Source organism: Methylobacterium sp. C33D (assembly GCF_053345825.1).
This window is the reverse complement of sequence record NZ_JBKFAV010000038.1, coordinates 25,526-41,338: the sequence shown is the minus strand read 5'-3', so window position 1 is coordinate 41,338 and position 15,813 is coordinate 25,526. Positions and strand designations below refer to the sequence as shown.

Genomic DNA, 15,813 nt, shown 5'->3' with positions numbered 1-15,813 from the left:
CCAGCCTGTCCCATCGGGGCGGTCATGGGCAAGCCCGCCGGGAGGAGAACCAGGGTTGAAGGCGCCCGACTTCGCCTACGCGCGTCCGGCCTCGCTCGAGGCGGCGCTCGCCCTGCTCGCCGAGCACGGAGAGGACGCCGTTCCGCTGGCGGGCGGCCAGAGCCTCGTCACGGCCCTCAACATGCGGCTCTCGACGCCCGGCCTGCTGGTCGACCTCAACGCCGTCCCCGAACTCACCGGCGTCTCGGAGGCCGACGGCGAGGCCGGCGGCATCGTGCGGATCGGCGCGATGACGCGCCACCGCGACGTCGGGACCGCCGCGCTCGTGCGCGAACGCCTGCCGCTGCTCGCCGCCGCCCTGCCGCACATCGCCCATCCGGCGATCCGCAACCGCGGCACGATCGGCGGCTCGGTGGCGCTGGCCGACCCGGCCACCGAATGGCCCGCCTGCTGCTTGGCCGCCGGCGCCACGATCGTGGTGCGCGGTCCCGGGGCGGAGCGGCGCGTCCCGGCGGACGATTTCTTCCAGGGCCTCTACACGACGGCCCTGGAGCCCGGCGAGATCGTCACGGCGATCGAGTTCCCGGTGCCGGGGGCCGACGCGGTCTGGGGGTTCGAGGAATTGTCGCGCCGCCACGGCGACTACGCCCTCGTCGGCCTCGCGGCGACCGGCCGGCTGGCCGCGGGCGGCCTGTCGGATCTGCGCCTCGCCTTGTTCGGCGTGGCCGACCGGCCGGTGCTCGCCCGCGCCGCCGCGGCCGCCCTGGAGGCCGGCGACCTCGCGGGCGCCCAGGCGGCGCTCGCCGGGGAGCTCGACCCGCCGGACGATCCGACTACCCGGGCCGCGACGCGGCTCCACCTCGCCCGCGTGATCCTCGGCCGCGTGGCGGCCCGGATGCGCGCCGGCACCGCGCAGGAGGGCGGCCCCGATGGCGTCTGAGAGCCCGGACCGCGCGCACGCGGTCGCCTTCACGCTGAACGGCGAGGCCGTGCGGGCGCATGTCCCGGCCCGGATGCATCTCGGCGACCTGCTGCGCCAGTCGTTCGGCCTCACCGGCGTGCATCTCGGCTGCGAGCACGGCGTGTGCGGCGCCTGCACGATCCTGGTCGACGGCCGGGCGGTGCGGTCCTGCCTGATGCTCGGCGTCCAGGCCGACGGCGCCACGGTCGAGACCGTGGAGGGCCTGACCGAGAGCGGGCGCATCCGCGACCTGCAGGACGCCTTCCACGCCCGCAACGCCCTGCAGTGCGGCTACTGTACCCCCGGCATGCTGGTGACGGCCGCCGAGTTCCTGGACGACGCGGAGGCGCCAACCTCGCGCGACGCCATCCGCGCGGCGATCGCGGGCAATTACTGCCGCTGCACCGGCTACCACGCCATCGTCGACGCCATCGCGTCGACCGCCGAGGCGCGCCGGCAAGGTCGCCGGGATCCCGGCCGGGAGGCCGCCGAATGAGCGCGGATCCGGGCGGCCTCACTTTCCTCGACCGGCCGAACAGCTATATCGGCCGCTCGGTCCCGCGGCCGAACGCGCGGCGCCTCCTCGAGGGCGGGGGCGTCTACGTGGACGACGTGGCCGTCGCCCGCCTGGGCCATGTCGCCTTCCTGCGCAGCCCCCACGCCCACGCCCGCATCGTCGCGCTGGACACCGCGGACGCCAGGGCGATGCCCGGCGTCATCGCCGTGGTGACGGGCCCCGAACTCGCGGAGGTCTGCACGCCCTGGGTCGGCGTGCTCGGGCACTTCAAGGGGCTGCGCTCGGCACCCCAGCACGCCCTGGCCCTCGACCGGGTGACCTGGGTCGGCGAGCCATTCTGCGCGGTCGTCGCCCGCAGCCGGGCCGAGGCCGAGGACGCGCTGGCCGCCATCATGGTCGAGTTCGATCCCCTCCCCGCCGTGGTCGACATGGAGACGGCGCTCGATCCGGCGACGCCCGCGATCCACGCCGAGCTCGGCGACAACCTCGCCTTCGAGCGCGTCCTCGACGTCGGCGACGTCGAGGGGGCCTTCCGCGACGCGGCCCTGGTGGTCGAGGAGACCTTCCAGTTCGGCCGGCACACGGGGGTGTGCCTGGAGCCGCGGGCGATCCTGGCCGACTGGGCGGCGGCGGACGGGATGCTGACCGTCCACCACTCCTTCCAGGCGCCGCACATGATGCAGGATATCCTGTGCAAGCACCTCGCCCTCCCCGAGGGGGCGGTGCGGGTGATCTGCAAGGATGTCGGCGGCTCCTTCGGGATCAAGGTCCACATCTACCCCGACGAGATGGCGACCTGCGCGCTGGCGCTGATGCTCAAGCGCCCGGTCAAGTTCGTCGCCGACCGGCTGGAGAGCTTCCAGAGCGACATCCACGCCCGGGACCACCGGGTCACGGCCCGGATGGCCTTCTCGGCCGCGGGCGACATCCTCGCCCTCGACATGGACGACCTCACGGGCATCGGGCCCTACTCGGTCTACCCGCGCACCAGCGCGGTCGAGGCCAACCAGGTCGTCAACCTGACCGGCGGCCCTTATCGCCATCAGCACTACAGGGCCCGCGCCCGCGTCGTGCTCCAGAACAAGGCGCCCACCTGCCAGTACCGGGCGGTGGGCCACCCGATCGCCACGATGGTCGCCGAGGGGCTCGTCGACCTGGGCGCCGCCCGGCTCGGCCTCGATCCCCTGGCCGTGCGCGAGCGGAACGTCATCCCCGACGACGCCTATCCCTGCGCGGGCGTCTCGGGGATCAAGCTGGAGAAGCTGTCCCACCAGGCGGCGCTCGCCAAGCTCAGGGCGATGATGGACTATGACGGCCTGCGCGCCGAGCAGGCGGACCTCCGGAAGCGGGGGATCTACCGGGGCATCGGCCTCGCGGCCTTCATCGAGATCACCAACCCGTCGGCGGCCTTCTACGGGGTCGGCGGCGCGCGCATCTCCTCCCAGGACGGCTGCACGATCCGGCTCGATCCCCAGGGGGGCGTCGTCGCGTCGGTCAGCGTCACCGAGCAGGGCCAGGGCACCGAGGGCATCATCGCGCAGATCGTGGCCACCGCCACGGGCGTGCCGATGGACAGGGTCCGGGTGATCTCGGGCGACACGCAGGCGACGCCCTACGGCGGCGGCACCTGGGCGTCGCGCGGGGCCGGCATCGGCGGCGAGGCCGCGTGGCAGGCCGGCAAGGCACTGCGCGGCAACGTCCTGGCGGTGGCGGGCGCGATCCTGCAGGCCGACCCCGGAAACCTCGACGTGCGCGACGGCGCCGTGGTGGATGCAGGCACCGGGACCGAGCGCATGCCGCTCTCGGAACTCGGCCGCATCGTCTACTTCCGCCCCGACACGCTGCCGCCGGGGGTGCAGCCGGAATTCGTGGCGACCCGGCACTACGTGCCGAAGGACTACCCCTTCGCCTTCACCAACGGCGTGCAGGCCTCCTACGTCGAGGTCGACACCGAGACCGGCTTCGTGCGGCTGCTCAAGCACTGGTGCGTGGAGGATTGCGGGACGGTGCTCAACCCGCTCCTCGTCGACGAGCAGATCCGCGGCGGGATCGTCCAGGGGATCGGCGGCGCCCTGTTCGAGCACTGCCTCTACGACGGCGCCGGCCAGCTGCTGAACGGCTCGATGGCCGACTACCTCGTGCCGATGGCCGGCGAGATGCCCGACATCGCGGTCGCCCACGTGGTCTCGGCCACCGCGTCGTCCGAGATCGGCGCCAAGGGCGCGGGCGAGGCCGGCACCGCCGGCGCGCCGGCGGCGGTCGTCAACGCCATCAACGACGCGCTCCGGCCGTTCGAGGCGCGTGTCTCCCGTCAGCCGGTGACGCCCGAGGTGGTGCTGGAGGCGCTGGGACTGATTTGAAACCGGCTGCGGGCTTCCCCGTCCTTGCGAGCGCAGCGAAGCAACCCAGGGCAGCGGGACGCTGCCGAACGTGGCGGATCCCTGGATCGCTCCGCTGCGCTCGCGAGGACGGATGACCCTGTCGGGTCAGGACACATCGACCACCACGGGGCACGGTCCGCTCAAGAGACCGGTCCCGACGAGGACACGCCAACGGAGGGACGGGAATGGGAACGGGCTTCGACAGGCGCCGGCTGCTCCGGGGCAGCTCCGCCGCATCCGCGCTGGCACTCGCCGCCCCGGCGCTCCTGCGCTCCGCTGTCGCGCAAGATGGCCCGATCCGCATCGGCTTCCCCGTCCCGCTCACCGGCGCTTTCGGGGCCGAGGCGAACGATCAGGTCCGCGCCGCCCAGCTCGCCGTCCAGGCGTTCAACGCGGCCGGCGGCTTCCAGGGCCGCAACGCCGAACTCCTCGTGCGCGACGACAAGCTCAACCCCGGCGAGGCCGCGACTCGGACCCTCGAGCTGATCGAGAAGGACAAGGTCAACTTCCTGGTCGGCGGCCTCTCGGCGGCGGTCACGCTGTCGATCAACAACGTCGCCCGCGAGCGCGGCGTGATCTACAACTCGATCAGCCAGTCCGACGCGATCAACGAGGCCAAGGATTTCGGCCGCACCACCTTCCACGAGGCCCTGAACCCGCACATGACCGCGGGCGCGGTCGGCCGCTACGTCTTCCCGAAATCGGGCAAGCGCGTCGCCTTCCTCAGCGCCGACTACGCCTACGGCCACGAGATGGTGCGCGGCTTCAAGCGTGCCGGCGAGGCCTCGGGCATCGAGGTCGTGGCCGACATCCGCCACCCGATCGGCGCCTCCGACTACTCGGCCTTCCTGCCCCGGATCGCCGCGCTCAAGCCCGACGTGCTCTGCCTGTGCAATTTCGGCCGGGACCAGGTCGTCTCGATCCAGCAGGCGACCGAGTTCGGCCTGAAGCGCACCACCAAGCTCGTCGCGCCGGTCCTGCTCTTCACCGCCCGCAAGGCCGGCGGCGACGCCTTCGACGGCGTGATCGGCGGCACCTCCTACTACTGGCGCCTGGAGGACAGCGTGCCCTCCGCGAAGGCGTTCAACGACCGGTTCCGCGCGGCCTACAACGGCGCCGTGCCGTCGGATTACGGGGCGCTGGGCTATGCCGGCGTCCGCTCGGTGCTGGAGGGCGTGAAGGCCGCCGGGTCGGTCGAGACCGACAAGGTCGTGGCCGCCATGGAGGCCCTGAAGGCCGACTTCTACAAGGGTCCGCAGAGCTTCCGGAAATGCGACCACCAGTCGGTGCAGTCGGTCCTGATCGTCGAGGCGAAGTCGAAGGACATGAAGACTGCGGACGACGTCTTCACGATCCTGGGTACGGAGGGGCCCGACGAGCGCTTCCTGCGCGGCTGCGACGAGCTGGGCCACAAGGCGTGAGGCGCGCCCTGCGAACCCGCGGGAGGACGCGGCCTTGAGCGACCTCACGATCGGCGGCTTCCCCCTCGATCTCCTCGCCCTCCAGCTCGTGACCGGCGTCGCGCTGGGGGCGATCTACGTGCTCGTCGGCATCGGCCTGTCGCTGATCTTCGGGCTGATGAACGTCGTCAATTTCGCCCACGGCGCGTTCTTCATGGTCGGCGCCTATGTCGGCGTCTTCCTGTACGGCTACACCGGCAGCTTCTGGCTCAGCCTCGTCGCGGCGCCGCTGGCGATGGGGCTCCTCGGGCTCGCCGTGGAGCGCGTGCTCGTGCGCCCCCTCTATGGGCGCGGCATCGACGATCCGCTGCTCCTCACCTTCGGCCTGTCCTACGTGATGGTCGAGAGCGTGCGCATCGCCTTCGGGCTGACCGGGCTGCCCTTCGGCGCGCCGCCCGAGCTGCGCGGCGCGGTCGATATCGGCATCGGCTACTTCCCCCTCTACCGGCTGTTCCTGATCGGCTTCGCGCTGGTGGTGGTCGGTGCCCTGTGGCTGTTCATCGAGCGCACGCCCTTCGGCCTCGTGATCCGGGCCGGCGCCCGCGACCCGCAGATCGTGCAGGTGCTCGGGATCGAGATCACCAAGGTCTGGCTCGCGGTCTTCGCCTTGGGCTGCGCGCTCGCCGGGCTCGCCGGCATCCTCGCCGCGCCCCTGCAGGGCGTCACGCCCGAGATGGGGGTTCCGGTTCTGGCCGAGGCCTTCGTGGTCACGGTGGTCGGCGGCATGGGCTCGCTGGCCGGGGCCGTGCTCGCCGGGCTGATCGTCGGGATCGTGGTGGCGATGACGTCGCTCGTCGCCCCCGACATGACCAAGATGGCGATCTTCGCCCTCATGGCCCTGGTGCTGCTCGTGCGGCCCCGGGGCCTCCTCGGCCGGGCCGGAGCCCTCGGATGAGCCCCCGCGCCCCTGCCCCCGCCGTCACGGAGGGAGGCGCCCTTCCGGCGGCCCGGCCGGGCCCCGGCCGGGCCGGGCGCCGGCTGGCGTGGTGCGGCCGGCACCGCGTCGCCCTGACGCTCGCCGTCCTGCTCGTGTTCCCCTGGATCGCCCCCTACCAGGCCCTCGCGGTGAACATCCTGGTGCTCGGGCTCTACGCCCTCGGGTTCAACCTGCTGTTCGGCTATACCGGGCTCCTGTCCTTCGGCCACGCCGCCTTCCTGGGCGGCGGGGCCTACGGCTGCGGCATCGCCATCGTCCATTACGGGCTGCATCCGGCCCTGGCGCTCGTCGCCGGCACGCTGCTCGCCACCCTGATCGCGGCCGTCATGGGCGTCCTGGCGATCCGCACCCGCGGCATCTACTTCGCGATGACGACGCTCGCGCTGTCGATGTGCGTCTACTACGCGTTCTACCAGGCGGAGGCCTTCACCGGCGGCGAGAACGGCCTGCGCGGCATCAACGTACCGGCGCTCGCCCTGCCGGGCTTCAGCCTCAATCTCCTCGACCCGGTGGTGAAGTACTACGCCGCGCTGGCCGTCGTCGGCGTCGCGGTCTGGCTGTTCTCGCGCCTGCTGTCGTCGCCCTTCGGGGCCGCCCTCGAGGCGATCCGCGAGAACGAGGGCCGGGCGCAGGCCTGCGGCTACGACGTGCGCCGCATGAAGCTCGCGGCCTTCGTGATCTCCGGGGCCCTGTGCGGCCTCGCGGGCGGGCTCCAGGCGATCCACCTCTCGATCGTGCCGATCGAGACGATGCACTATTCGACCTCCGGCCAGGCCGTGATGATGGCGCTGCTCGGCGGTATGGGGACCTTCTTCGGACCCTTCGTGGGGGCGGCCACCTTCGCGCTCCTGCAGGATGGGCTCGCCACCGTGACGAGCCACTGGCAGCTCATCGTCGGCGCCGTCTTCATCGCCTTCGTGCTGTTCCTGCCGCTCGGCATCTGGGGCGAGGTGCTGGCCCGCCTGAGGAGGGCCGGATGGTGAGCGCCGCCCCGGTCGTCGCCGCGCCGGCCATGGCGTCCGCTGCGGCGTCCAGTGCGGCGTCCAGTGCGGCGCCGCCGATCCTCGCCACCGAGGGACTCGGCAAGCGGTTCGGGCATTTCCGCGCCCTGTCCGACGTCACCGTCGCGTTCCCGGAGGGCGGCATCACCGCGATCATCGGGCCGAACGGGGCGGGCAAGTCGACCTTCTTCAACCTGATCTCGGGCGCCTTCCCGCCGAGCGAGGGACGGGTCCTGTTCCGCGGGCGCGACATCACCGGCGCGGCCCCGCACGCCTTCGCCCGGATGGGCATCGCCAAGTCGTTCCAGATCACCAACGTCTTCCCGAACCTCACGGTGCGCGAGAACGTGCGGGTGGCCGCCCAGGCCCGGCGGGTCCGCTTCGCGCTCTTCCGGGATCGCGCGGCCTATCCCGAACTGGCGGAGCGGGCCGGGGAACTCCTCGGCGAGGTCGGGCTCGGCGCCCGGATGGATCGCCTCGCCCGCGAACTCGCCCACGGCGAGCAGCGCGCCCTGGAGATCGCGGTGGCCCTCGCCGCCGAGCCGAGCCTCCTCCTCCTCGACGAGCCGACCGCCGGGATGAGCCCCGAGGAGACGCGCGAGATGATGGACCTCGTGCAGCGCCTCGCCGAGACCCGGACGCTGATCCTCGTCGAGCACAAGATGAAGCTCGTCATGGGCCTGTGCCGGCGCCTCGTCGTCCTCCACCAGGGCCAGCTCCTGGCCGAGGGCAGCCCCGACGACATCCGGGCGCATCCCGAGGTGCGCCGCGTCTACCTGGGCAACACGGCGGGCAAGATCACGGGCGGGACCGCATGAGCACCGCCGTCACGCAGCCTCTCCTGGCGGTCGAGGACCTGCGGGCGTGGTACGGCCACTCCCACATCCTGCAGGGCCTGTCGCTGGTGGCGCGCCCGGGCGAGATCGTCACGCTGGTCGGCCGCAACGGCGCCGGCAAGACCACCACGCTGAAGGCGATCATGGGCCTCGTGGCGAAGCGCGAGGGGCGCGTGACCTTCGCGGGCGCCGACATCCTCCACCGGCCGCCCCACGAGCGCTTCCACCGGGGCCTCGCCTACGTGCCGGAGGAGCGGCGCATCGTGCCGGGGCTGACCGTGGAGGAGAACCTGCGCCTCGGCATCCTGGCCGCCAAGGGGGCAGGACGGGGCGCGCGCGCGACGCGCCGCGACGAGGCGCGGCGCATCGAGGTGATCGCCGAGACCTTCCCGCGGCTGAAGCAGCGCCTGAAGCAGGAGGCCGTCACGATGTCGGGCGGCGAGCAGCAGATGCTCGCCATCGCCCGGGCGCTCATGGCCGAGCCCGTGATGGTGCTCCTCGACGAGCCCTCGGAGGGGATCATGCCGATCCTGGTCGAGGAGATGTTCGCGCAGTTCGTCGCGATGAAGCGGGCCGGAACCACGATCCTGCTCGTGGAGCAGAACGTCGAGCTCGCCCTCGACGTGTCCGACCGCGTCTACATCGTCGACGGCGGCGCCGTCGTCTACCACGCCCCCGCGGCCGCGCTGCGGGACGATCCCGAGATCCAGGCGCGCTACTGCGCGGTCTGAGTGCCCGCACCGGCCGGTGGGCGGCGCAGAGTCAGGAGGAGACCAGGATGGACATCGCTGGCGCGTATCGGATCCCGGTCGCGCGGGAGGCCGTCTGGGCGGCGCTGAACGATCCGGAGGTGCTCGCCCGCTGCATCCCCGGCTGCAAGGAGCTGGTGCAGGTCTCCCCGGAGGAGATGACCGCCAAGGTCGCCCTCAAGATCGGGCCGGTCTCGGCGACCTTCGCGGGCACGGTCCGCCTGGAGGATATGCGCCCCCCCGAGGGCTACAGCCTCGTCGGTCAGGGCAACGGCGGCATGGCGGGCTTCGCCAGGGGCCGCGCCGCGGTCAGCCTCGCGGCCGAGGGCGGCGAGACGCTCCTGACCTACACCGCCAAGGCGGAGGTCGGCGGCAAGATCGCGACGCTGGGTGGCCGACTCATGCAGGCGACCGCCCGCAAGCTCGCCGACGAGTTCTTCGGCAAGTTCGCCGCCGCGCTCGGGGCGCCCGGCGACCCGGCCGCGCCGCGGGCGGCCGAGGCCTAGATCCGCCGACCCGGTCTCCGGGTCGATCTCGGGGTCGAGATTCGGCGCAGGAGCTGGAGGACGCCCTGCTGGGCGGAGTTGACGGTCTTGCCGGGCGCGAGCCGGTTCTGGGTGGGCGCCATCAGCTGGGCGTTGTCCTGAAGCGAGAGCAGGTTCTCCGGCGCGTCGCGGCCGACAGGGTGATACCGGAGGACATGGAGCACTCACCTCATGGCATGGTCGGCCCGGCCTTGAGCCAGTAGATATCGGCGATATTCGCGTTATATATTGTCTAATATCTGAGCGTATGGCGTCAATATGCGCGCAAATATGTAAATCGTGAATTTAATTTCCGTAAATATATACAATTATGCTTATCGTGGCCGGGCAGGATTGCCGGATCGAAAATCTTCATCTCTGGATGCAGCACCGCCGGCCGCCGGCCCGCCGTGAAGGGCGGATCGTCGTCGCGCGAATGGTCGATGCGGGGATGTGTCCGGCCTCCCGGGCTCTGTAGACTACTACTCCCGACCGAACACACCGGCCCGTTCAGAGCCCTGTCAGACCTGACAGTAGGCAGGCCCACCGCGTCCGATCAACATTGGTGAGCGCCAATCACCTAGCTGATATATTGACAGCCTTCCAATAAATCCCGTATGATCTGTATTCGATACATTTCGTAACAAATATGAACTCCGTGATCCGGTTTTTTGCCATCATTCTTTGAGAAAATGATTTTATATCCCGAGTCCGTTCGGGTTATCGAGTATGAAAGCCATGGCGAATAGGCGTATCGTAGCCGAGCGATTCGACTGCACACTCATCGCGATCGCCCGCGACGAGGCGCTCTACATCGCGGAATGGCTGGCCTTCCATCGCGCCGTCGGTTTCAGCCGGATCCTCGTCTTCGATCACGGCAGCACCGATGACACGCCCGCGATCGTGGCCCGCGCGGCGGCCGCCGATCCGGCCATTTCCCTCCACGCGGTCGCAGCTCTCGACGGCGTGTCACCGCAGATCGCGGCCTACACGGCCGGCATGGCCCTGGTGGCCACGCCGTGGGTGGCGTTCCTCGATATCGACGAGTTCCTCGTGCCCTGGCAGGACGGCGCGCTACCCCGGTATCTCGCCCGGGTGCCGGACGATGTCTCGGCCGTCCACGTCAACTGGCGCTCATTCGGCTCATCCGGCGTGACCGCGCCGGGATACGGGTTCGTGACGGAGGCTTTCCAGCGCTGCGCTCCGTCCGACTGGGCCTATCAGGCCCATTACAAGACGCTCGCGCGGTCCGAGCACGTCCGGGGCGTGCAGGTGCACGAGGTGGTTCTGGCGGCCGGACGACGCACGCTCTCGGACTTCACCGATGTCGCGGCCGGCACGACCGGAATGGCGGACCGGATCGCCTACGGCGGCATCCAGCTCAACCACTATCAGTGCAAGACCTGGGGCGAGTTCTCGGCCCGGATGCGCCTGCCGAGCGCGGGCAGCCCGCGCGGTCCCCGGCTCGACGCCCTGGCGCTGCGCTTCGATCTGCTCGACCGCAACGAGATCGAGGACCGCTCGGCGTCCCTGTTCAGCCGGGCCATGCGCGCGCGATGGGCGGTCCTGGCGACCGGGCGCGCGCCGCGCGCGCGGGCCGCGGCCGCCTGGGTCTGGAGCCGCCTCGTCGCCCGCGGCTTCCGCGCGCCTGAACTGGCCGCCTAGGAACGGGCCGCGTTCGCGGCTACCGGACCTGGTCGAGGGAGGCTCTCAGATCCGCGCGGCACGCGGTTCCGAACTCGGTGAGGAAATCGAGCTTGCCCTCGCGGGCGAGATCTCGGATCTCGTGGAGACTCTGATTGGGGCCGAGATAGGTGTCGATCACTCGGTCGATGACGGATCCGGCCGCGTCGACGGTCGCCTGCGAGGCGGTGAGCTGCATCTTCGCCAGCAACGCGTAGAGCAGGACGAGGTCGCCGACATCGTCGCGTTCGTGGCTCAGCGCGTCGGCGTAGAGCCTGACGGATTCGGTGATGAATTCGTTGAACAAGTCCACGCGCTGCGCGCGCTCATTCTCCCGAAGCTTGTCCTGAAACTGGCTCCGATGCGCCATCCACGTGGTCATGAACGATGTCGCGGCGCCGATCGTCGCTCCACCCAGGCCGAACATCGCCGAGATGTAAGCCGCGTCCAAAGCCCCCTCCTCGTGCCGTGGGTCCCCGTCCGCTGTACATCGGCCGCTCTAAGATCCCCTTTCCTCGACCCCCCGACCGTGACGACCGGCCGCGCGCCGCGGCTCGACCACGGCGGGTCCGGCCTCGATCCGGTTCGGGTCGCCACGATCCGGTCATCGCGGCATTCCGATCTGCAGGACATTGAAGCCGCGCCGCATGTAGCTCTCGAGGAACGCTGCGAACGGCGTGCCCGCGCCGGGTGCCTGGTTGACGCGAAGGACGGCGGCACAGCCGCGCTGCGGGCTCTCGACCGTGCGGCCGTCGGCGGAGGCCGCGGACGGCATGCCGGCCTGCCAGCGCGCCTTCAGCGCCGTGACGGCCCTGCCGGCCGTCGGGCAATCGGGATAGGCCAGGGACACGAGGAGCGCCGGGCCGGCTCTGCCCTGGTAGTCGGCCACGATCCCGCCCTCGTAGGCCGGGATGCCGTCACGACCGCGTTCGCGCTGATCGTCGATCGCCTTCCTCATCGCGGCCCTGTCGGTCGCCGATAGGACGGAGGCCGGATCGTCGAGGGTCACGCCCATCAGCGGCGTGACGACGGCCGCTTGGAGGATCGCGCCCGGATCGCGGTCATCCGCGGCGGCGAGACCCGCCAGCGACGTGGCCACCGCCGCGTGATCCGCCGCGCTCCGTCCGACGCCGACGCGCTTCTCCAGATCCTCGGCCGCGGACGCCTGGGCGACGACCCGATCGATCGCCAGGACCGCGCTGGTCTCGCCCATGGGGCCGGACCAGGGGCTGGTCGGCTGCCGGCCCTTCAGATTCACGGCGCGCGGCTCACCGTTGGCGAGGATGCGCGGCGCGGTCGAGACCGGCCGGAAGTTCCGGTCCCGGAGTTTGCCGATCAGGTTGTCGGCGGCCGCCTTCGTCGCCAGACCCCAGTCGCTCACGCGCGCCGGAGGCTGGCCGAAGGCGGCGAAGTAGGAAATGTCCTCGAACGGGATTCCGGCCGTCTCGGTCCAGGACTGCGCCCCGCCGTAGCTGAGGGCGTTCAGCGGGCGGATGTTCTGATGGAAGGCCATGCGCCGCAGGCCGGCGTCGCTCAACGCCCCGCCGGCCGCCTTGGACAAAGCCTGCACGTCCATGAAGACGATCGGCATCGGATCAGACGTCGCGAGGGCGGAGTCCGGCACCGCGCGGAGAGCTGCCTCCAGGCTGCCGGCGGCCTGCGCTGCCGGCGGGATCATCAGAGCTGAGAACGCGGCGACGATGAGGCGGGATGAAACAGTGTGCCGGAGCAAGCGGGTCACGTTGAATCCCATGCCTGGAGGTCCCTCGAATGCGCCGCGACCCGTCGATCGACGGATCGGTGATGACGACGGGCGAGAGAAGATGTCCGCAGTGTTCGCCCGATCGTCGCTGCACAGGCTCTCTACTGTGCCGATCGGTCGATTCTATCAGGGCGATCCTCGGCTTCCACTAGTGAGGGTGACCTATTGACCGTGCCGCCCGGATCGACGCCATCCGAGGCCGGGCAATCCGCGCGGTCGCGCGAGCGGGGTCTCACGCGAGCGATTCCCCGGTTCGATCGCGCATCGTCAGGACCGCGGCGAGCGAGATGGCCGACAGCACGGCCACGTAGAGACCCGGCCCCGTGGGCCACGCCAGATGGTGGACGATCCACGTCGCGGCCATCGGGGCGGTGCCACCGACCAGCGCCATCGAGGCGTTGAAGCTGATCGCCAGGGCTGTGCAGCGCGAGCGGTGCTGAAACATCTCGACGAACGCCGTCGGCACCACGGCGGCGTTTCCGGCGATCAGGATCGCGAACGCGACTTGGCTCAGGACGATCAGGAGCGTGTCGCCGCTGGTCAGCAGCATGAACAGCGGCCACGACAGGAGGGTCAGGCCCGCCCCGGTCAGGACCAGAACACGCTTGCGCCCGAACCGGTCGGACAGGGCTCCGGCGATCGGGATGCACACCGCTTGGACCACCATGGCGAGGGAGTTGATGAGGAACGCCGTGTGTTGCGGCAGTCCGGACACCGTGTGCAGGAAGGTCACGAGGTAGACGAACACGACGTAGAAGCCGCACGCGAGGCCGAGATTCATGGCGAAGGCGCGCAGCATCGCGGACCCGTCGATCTCGACGGCCGTACGCAGCGGTGAGCGCCGGTCTGCCGATGCCTGATCTTCGCGAAACACGGTCTCGACGTGGTCGTCGTCGATGTGCCGGCGCAGGGCGAAGATGAAGACGCCGAGGACGATCCCGAACAGGAACGGCAGGCGCCAGCCCCACAGGTGCACGTCCTCGGGGGTGAGCAGGCCGGTGACCAGCGTCCCCGAGATGGAGCCGAGCAGGATCCCGCCGGCGGCCCCGATGCAGGCGAGGCTGCCGGTCAGGCCGCGGCGCGCCGGTGCCGCGGTCTCGGAGAGGAAGATGGCCGAGGAGGTGTACTCGCCGCCGACCGAGAGGCCCTGGCCGAGGCGCAACAGCACGAGCAGGACGGGCGCGAGGATCCCGGCGGACGCGTAGGTGGGCAGGCAGCCCATCAGGAAGGTCGAGACCGCCATGAGGCACGCCGACAGCAGCAGGGCCGTCTTGCGGCCGTAGCGGTCACCGATGTGGCCGAACACGACGCCGCCGATCGGACGCATGAAGAAGGCGGCGGCGAACACAGCGAAGGCCGAGAGCAGCGACGTCGTGGGGCTGTCGGACGGGAAGAAGTTCCGGCCGATGACGACGCTGAAATACCCGTAGGTGGCGAAGTCGTACCATTCGAGCGTGTTGCCGATGGCGCCGGCGATCACCGAGCGACGCCGCGCCGCGCCGGAGGCCCTCGGTCCGTCGCCGAGACCGTCAACACGGATCGGGACGGGCGGCTCCCCGTACGGTGGGGTGTCCTGCATGATGCGCCCGCCTTGCTGCCGAAATCAGTCTTGAGGCTAAACTGAAACGCCAAGCTTGGCGACAGAATTGAAGACCGGCGTCATGGCTCCCCCGATCGACAGTTAAAATCCCGGGGGCCGACCCGCGAACGCCCGCCGGGCCCGCTCGATCTCGGCGTGGTGCGTCTCGGCCCAGATCCACACACCGCAGAACGCGGCCCCCAGGCTCTGGCCCAGCGGCGTCAGCGTGTAGTCCACGCGCGGCGGGATCACCGGGTGGACCGTTCGCCGGACGAGGCCGTCCCGCTCCATCTGGCGGACGGTCTGCGTCAGCATCTTCTGGCTGATCCGACCGACGGCCCTGCCGAGCTGCGTGAACCGGAGGGTGCCGTGCGCCTCCAGGGCTTCGAGGATCAGCATGGTCCACCTGTCGGCGACCTGGCCGATGATGTCGTTCACCAGAGCCTCGATCGCCGGATCGGTGTCCTGCGGAACAGGCCCGCGCCGCTTCGCCTCGATCGCGGGGTCGGGAGCAGACCTGCGCATCGGACACTCTCCTTTCGGTGAGTACAAATCTTTCCGGTGCCTACTTCGGGCTGGAGAGTGTGGGCCATACTCTCTGCGGCGACAACAACGAGGGTCGCCACCATGAAATCTTCGGGCAACACGGTCCTCATCACGGGCGGCGGGTCCGGGATCGTGGAAGCGCTCGCGCGGCGCTTCCACGACCTGGGCAACACCGTCATCGTCGCCGGCCGTCGGGTGGAGGCGCTGGAACGGGTCGCGGCCGGCCGCCCGGGCCTGCACGCGATGCCCCTCGACATCGCGGATGCCGGAGACATCGCGGCGTTCGCCCGGCGGGTCATCGCCGAGCACCCGGCCCTGAACGTGCTGATCAACAACGCCGGGATCATGCGCTTCGAGGCGCTGGACCAGCCCCGCGACCTCGCCGACGCGGAGGCGACGATCGCCACGAACCTGCTCGGCCCGATCCGCCTGACGGATGCCCTCGTCGCGCATCTGGTCGCGCGCCCGGACGCGGCGCTGATCAACGTGTCGTCGGGGCTGGCCTTCGTGCCCCTGACGGCGACGCCGACCTACTCGGCGACGAAAGCCGCGATCCACAGCTACACGGTCTCGCTGCGCGAGGTCCTGCAAGGCAGGGTCGAGGTGATCGAGCTGGTGCCCCCGGCGGTCCAGACGGACCTGACGCCCGGCCAGGCCACGCGCGCGGGCTATCTGCCGCTGGCCGAGTTCATCGACGAGGTGATGGCCCTGTTCCGGCAGCAGCCGACGCCGCGCGAGATCCTGGTGCAGCGCGTCGCCTTCCAGCGCGACGCCGAGGCCGACCACCGCTTCGACGCGGCCGTCGCGACCTTGAACGCGGCCGCCCGCGCCGCCCGCGCCGCCCGCGCGGCGCAACGGTGAGCTTCGCGCCGCCGCG

At 70.7% G+C, this 15,813-nt stretch carries 16 protein-coding genes; 11 read left to right on the top strand and 5 right to left on the bottom strand.

Translation table 11 applies throughout. From position 1 onward, the window contains the following. The first annotated feature begins 55 nt into the window (after positions 1–55). From ACLBXO_RS25040 to ACLBXO_RS25000, 9 genes are all read left to right on the top strand, one after another. On the top strand, positions 56–940 hold the full coding sequence (locus ACLBXO_RS25040; RefSeq protein WP_447687072.1) for an FAD binding domain-containing protein: 885 nt from the start codon (positions 56–58) through the stop codon (positions 938–940). Then, positions 930–1,457, top strand: a complete 528-nt coding sequence (locus ACLBXO_RS25035) for a (2Fe-2S)-binding protein (protein ID WP_447687071.1) — start codon at positions 930–932, stop codon at positions 1,455–1,457. The genes ACLBXO_RS25040 and ACLBXO_RS25035 overlap by 11 nt, the downstream gene beginning before the upstream one ends. After that, positions 1,454–3,838, top strand: coding sequence for a xanthine dehydrogenase family protein molybdopterin-binding subunit (locus ACLBXO_RS25030; protein WP_447687070.1), 2,385 nt, complete (start codon positions 1,454–1,456; stop codon positions 3,836–3,838). Before ACLBXO_RS25035 ends, ACLBXO_RS25030 begins: the two co-directional genes overlap by 4 nt. A 206-nt stretch (positions 3,839–4,044) precedes the next feature. Then, positions 4,045–5,280 (top strand): ABC transporter substrate-binding protein, encoded by a 1,236-nt coding sequence (locus ACLBXO_RS25025; protein ID WP_447687069.1) that lies wholly within the window; start codon positions 4,045–4,047, stop codon positions 5,278–5,280. A gap of 34 nt (positions 5,281–5,314) precedes the next feature. Next, positions 5,315–6,214, top strand: coding sequence for a branched-chain amino acid ABC transporter permease (locus ACLBXO_RS25020; RefSeq protein WP_331312754.1), 900 nt, complete (start codon positions 5,315–5,317; stop codon positions 6,212–6,214). Further along, positions 6,211–7,239 carry a branched-chain amino acid ABC transporter permease gene (locus ACLBXO_RS25015; RefSeq protein WP_447687068.1) on the top strand — a complete coding sequence of 343 codons (1,029 nt, stop codon included), beginning with the start codon at positions 6,211–6,213 and terminating at the stop codon, positions 7,237–7,239. The genes ACLBXO_RS25020 and ACLBXO_RS25015 overlap by 4 nt, the downstream gene beginning before the upstream one ends. 29 nt (positions 7,240–7,268) lie before the next feature. Then, positions 7,269–8,075, top strand: coding sequence for an ABC transporter ATP-binding protein (locus tag ACLBXO_RS25010; protein WP_447687091.1), 807 nt, complete (start codon positions 7,269–7,271; stop codon positions 8,073–8,075). After that, positions 8,072–8,824, top strand: coding sequence for an ABC transporter ATP-binding protein (locus ACLBXO_RS25005; protein ID WP_447687067.1), 753 nt, complete (start codon positions 8,072–8,074; stop codon positions 8,822–8,824). Before ACLBXO_RS25010 ends, ACLBXO_RS25005 begins: the two co-directional genes overlap by 4 nt. Before the next feature lie 47 nt (positions 8,825–8,871). Then, the gene (locus ACLBXO_RS25000) at positions 8,872–9,348 is read left to right on the top strand and encodes an SRPBCC family protein (protein WP_447687066.1); all 477 of its coding nucleotides are present in this window, start codon (positions 8,872–8,874) and stop codon (positions 9,346–9,348) included. Here ACLBXO_RS25000 and ACLBXO_RS24995 read toward each other — a convergent pair. Continuing rightward, the gene (locus tag ACLBXO_RS24995; protein ID WP_447687065.1) at positions 9,345–9,551 is read right to left on the bottom strand and encodes a hypothetical protein; all 207 of its coding nucleotides are present in this window, start codon (positions 9,549–9,551) and stop codon (positions 9,345–9,347) included. The two genes, ACLBXO_RS25000 and ACLBXO_RS24995, sit on opposite strands and share 4 nt — an antisense overlap. Positions 9,552–10,104: 553 nt before the next feature. Here ACLBXO_RS24995 and ACLBXO_RS24990 point away from each other — a divergent pair. Continuing rightward, positions 10,105–11,031, top strand: coding sequence for a glycosyltransferase family 2 protein (locus ACLBXO_RS24990; RefSeq protein ID WP_447687064.1), 927 nt, complete (start codon positions 10,105–10,107; stop codon positions 11,029–11,031). Between the two features lie 19 nt (positions 11,032–11,050). Here ACLBXO_RS24990 and ACLBXO_RS24985 read toward each other — a convergent pair whose 3' ends face one another. The 4 genes from ACLBXO_RS24985 to ACLBXO_RS24970 form a co-directional block, all read right to left on the bottom strand. Continuing rightward, positions 11,051–11,500: a hypothetical protein gene (locus ACLBXO_RS24985; protein ID WP_331316811.1), complete on the bottom strand. Its 450-nt coding sequence runs from the start codon at positions 11,498–11,500 to the stop codon at positions 11,051–11,053. A gap of 153 nt (positions 11,501–11,653) precedes the next feature. Continuing rightward, positions 11,654–12,790 carry a hypothetical protein gene (locus ACLBXO_RS24980; protein WP_447687063.1) on the bottom strand — a complete coding sequence of 379 codons (1,137 nt, stop codon included), beginning with the start codon at positions 12,788–12,790 and terminating at the stop codon, positions 11,654–11,656. 253 nt (positions 12,791–13,043) lie between these two features. Next, positions 13,044–14,390, bottom strand: coding sequence for an MFS transporter (locus ACLBXO_RS24975; RefSeq protein ID WP_447687062.1), 1,347 nt, complete (start codon positions 14,388–14,390; stop codon positions 13,044–13,046). A gap of 102 nt (positions 14,391–14,492) precedes the next feature. Beyond that, complete coding sequence (locus ACLBXO_RS24970) at positions 14,493–14,915, bottom strand: winged helix-turn-helix transcriptional regulator (protein WP_447687061.1); 423 nt, start codon at positions 14,913–14,915, stop codon at positions 14,493–14,495. 102 nt (positions 14,916–15,017) lie between these two features. On the opposite strand from ACLBXO_RS24970, the gene ACLBXO_RS24965 reads away from it, so the two are divergent. Next, positions 15,018–15,797 (top strand): SDR family oxidoreductase, encoded by a 780-nt coding sequence (locus tag ACLBXO_RS24965; protein ID WP_447687060.1) that lies wholly within the window; start codon positions 15,018–15,020, stop codon positions 15,795–15,797. The last annotated feature ends 16 nt before the right edge of the window (positions 15,798–15,813 follow it).